Annotated in this window: 2 protein-coding genes; both read left to right on the top strand. The window is 36.7% G+C overall.

Annotated elements, in window-relative coordinates; genetic code table 11:
• A partial coding sequence (locus AJN60_RS07590; RefSeq protein ID WP_070286209.1) for a flagellin occupies nucleotides 1–1,505 on the top strand: 1,505 nt, incomplete at its 5' end.
• A 162-nt stretch (nucleotides 1,506–1,667) separates the two neighbouring features.
• Nucleotides 1,668–3,277: flagellin A (locus AJN60_RS07595; protein ID WP_070286210.1), on the top strand; the 1,610-nt coding region annotated here is incomplete at its 3' end.

A 3,277-nucleotide genomic window follows, 5' to 3' on the forward strand; every position in this document is an offset into this window, starting at 1 on the left:
TAGGTATCTTACAAACTGCAGATAAGGCTATGGATGAGCAACTTAAAATCTTAGATACAATCAAGACTAAGGCAACTCAAGCGGCTCAAGATGGACAAAGCTTAAAAACAAGAACCATGCTTCAAGCAGATATTAACCGCTTGATGGAAGAACTTGACAATATCGCTAATACTACTTCATTTAATGGTAAACAACTTTTAAGTGGTAATTTTATCAATCAAGAATTTCAAATTGGTGCAAGTTCAAATCAAACTGTAAAGGCTACCATAGGAGCAACTCAATCTTCTAAAATCGGTTTAACACGCTTTGAAACCGGAGGAAGAATTTCTGAAAGTGGTGAAGTGCAATTTACTTTGAAAAACTACAACGGTATAGATGATTTTAAATTCCAAAAAGTTGTGATTTCAACTTCAGTAGGAACAGGACTTGGGGCTTTAGCTGAAGAGATCAATAAAAGCGCTGATCAAACCGGTGTTAGAGCTACCTTTACAGTAGAGACTAGGGGTATATCAGCAGTTAGAGCAAGTACCACTTCAGATGATTTTGCTATTAATGGGGTAAAAATCGGCCAAGTAGAATATAAAGATGGCGATGCTAATGGAGCCTTAGTTGCTGCGATTAACTCTGTAAAAGACACTACAGGGGTTGAAGCTTCAATTGATGCTAATGGACAGCTTTTGCTTACCTCAAGAGAGGGTAGAGGGATTAAAATTGATGGTGATATTGGTAGAGGTGCTTTTATCAATCCAAATATGAAAGAAAATTACGGTCGCTTATCTTTGGTTAAAAACGATGGTAAAGATATTCTAATCAGTGGTTCTGGACTTTCTTTTGCAGGTTTTGGTGCGAGCAATTTTATCTCTCAAGCTTCTGTTTCTTTAAGGGAATCAAAAGGAAGATTTGATGCCAATGTTGCTGATGCTATGGGATTTGGTTCTACAAATAAGGGAGTTATGTTAGGTGGTTATTCTTCTGTTACTGCTTATATGAGTAGTGCTGGAAGTGGATTTTCGTCAGGTTCAGGTTATTCTGTAGGTAGTGGTAAAAACTATTCTACAGGTTTTGCAAATGCTATAGCTATTTCAGGTGCTTCTCAACTTTCTGCAGTATATAATGTTTCTGCAGGTTCAGGTTTTTCAAGTCAAAGCGGACTTTCTCAGTTTGCAACTATGAAGACAACTGCTTTTGGGGTAAAAGATGAAACTGCAGGTGTAACTACACTTAAAGGTGCTATGGCAGTGATGGATATAGCAGAAACTGCTATAACAAATCTTGATCAAATCAGAGCAGACATTGGTTCAGTGCAAAATCAAGTTACATCAACTATAAATAACATTACCGTAACTCAAGTCAATGTCAAAGCAGCAGAATCAACCATAAGAGATGTAGACTTTGCTAGTGAGAGTGCAAACTACTCTAAAGCAAATATATTAGCTCAAAGTGGTTCTTATGCTATGGCGCAAGCAAATTCAACACAACAAAATGTTTTAAGATTGCTTCAATAGTAAACTAAATAATTTTTACAAGAATTGCTGCAATATATACAAATCCAAGCCTAGTTTAAATACTAGGCTTTTTTATTTACAAGCTTTAAATTTTTGATTAACTAAAACTTGGAACACTTCTTGCTTTAATCTTTTCGATGCAATATTTTGAAAGGATTTAAAATGGGTTTTAGGATAAACACCAACATCGGCGCATTAAATGCGCACGCAAATTCAGTTGTTAATTCTAACGAGCTTGATAAGTCTTTAAGTAGACTTAGTTCAGGTCTTAGAATCAACTCAGCCGCAGATGATGCTTCTGGTATGGCGATAGCAGATTCTTTGCGTTCACAAGCAGCCACTTTAGGCCAAGCCATAAACAATGGTAATGATGCCATAGGTATCTTACAAACTGCAGATAAGGCTATGGATGAGCAACTTAAAATCTTAGATACAATCAAGACTAAGGCAACTCAAGCGGCTCAAGATGGACAAAGCTTAAAAACAAGAACCATGCTTCAAGCAGATATTAACCGCTTGATGGAAGAACTTGACAATATCGCTAATACTACTTCATTTAATGGTAAACAACTTTTAAGTGGTAATTTTATCAATCAAGAATTTCAAATTGGTGCAAGTTCAAATCAAACTGTAAAGGCTACCATAGGAGCAACTCAATCTTCTAAAATCGGTTTAACACGCTTTGAAACCGGAGGAAGAATTTCTGAAAGTGGTGAAGTGCAATTTACTTTGAAAAACTACAACGGTATAGATGATTTTAAATTCCAAAAAGTTGTGATTTCAACTTCAGTAGGAACAGGACTTGGGGCTTTAGCTGAAGAGATCAATAAAAGCGCTGATCAAACCGGTGTTAGAGCTACCTTTACAGTAGAGACTAGGGGTATATCAGCAGTTAGAGCAAGTACCACTTCAGATGATTTTGCTATTAATGGGGTAAAAATCGGCCAAGTAGAATATAAAGATGGCGATGCTAATGGAGCCTTAGTTGCTGCGATTAACTCTGTAAAAGACACTACAGGGGTTGAAGCTTCAATTGATGCTAATGGACAGCTTTTGCTTACCTCAAGAGAGGGTAGAGGGATTAAAATTGATGGTGATATTGGTAGAGGTGCTTTTATCAATCCAAATATGAAAGAAAATTACGGTCGCTTATCTTTGGTTAAAAACGATGGTAAAGATATTCTAATCAGTGGTTCTGGACTTTCTTTTGCAGGTTTTGGTGCGAGCAATTTTATCTCTCAAGCTTCTGTTTCTTTAAGGGAATCAAAAGGAAGATTTGATGCCAATGTTGCTGATGCTATGGGATTTGGTTCTACAAATAAGGGAGTTATGTTAGGTGGTTATTCTTCTGTTACTGCTTATATGAGTAGTGCTGGAAGTGGATTTTCGTCAGGTTCAGGTTATTCTGTAGGTAGTGGTAAAAACTATTCTACAGGTTTTGCAAATGCTATAGCTATTTCAGGTGCTTCTCAACTTTCTGCAGTATATAATGTTTCTGCAGGTTCAGGTTTTTCAAGTCAAAGCGGACTTTCTCAGTTTGCAACTATGAAGACAACTGCTTTTGGGGTAAAAGATGAAACTGCAGGTGTAACTACACTTAAAGGTGCTATGGCAGTGATGGATATAGCAGAAACTGCTATAACAAATCTTGATCAAATCAGAGCAGACATTGGTTCAGTGCAAAATCAAGTTACATCAACTATAAATAACATTACCGTAACTCAAGTCAATGTCAAAGCAGCAGAATCAACCATAAGAGATGTAGACTTTGC

It is taken from the genome of Campylobacter sp. BCW_4323 (assembly GCF_001763115.1).
Lineage (GTDB): Bacteria > Campylobacterota > Campylobacteria > Campylobacterales > Campylobacteraceae > Campylobacter_D > Campylobacter_D jejuni.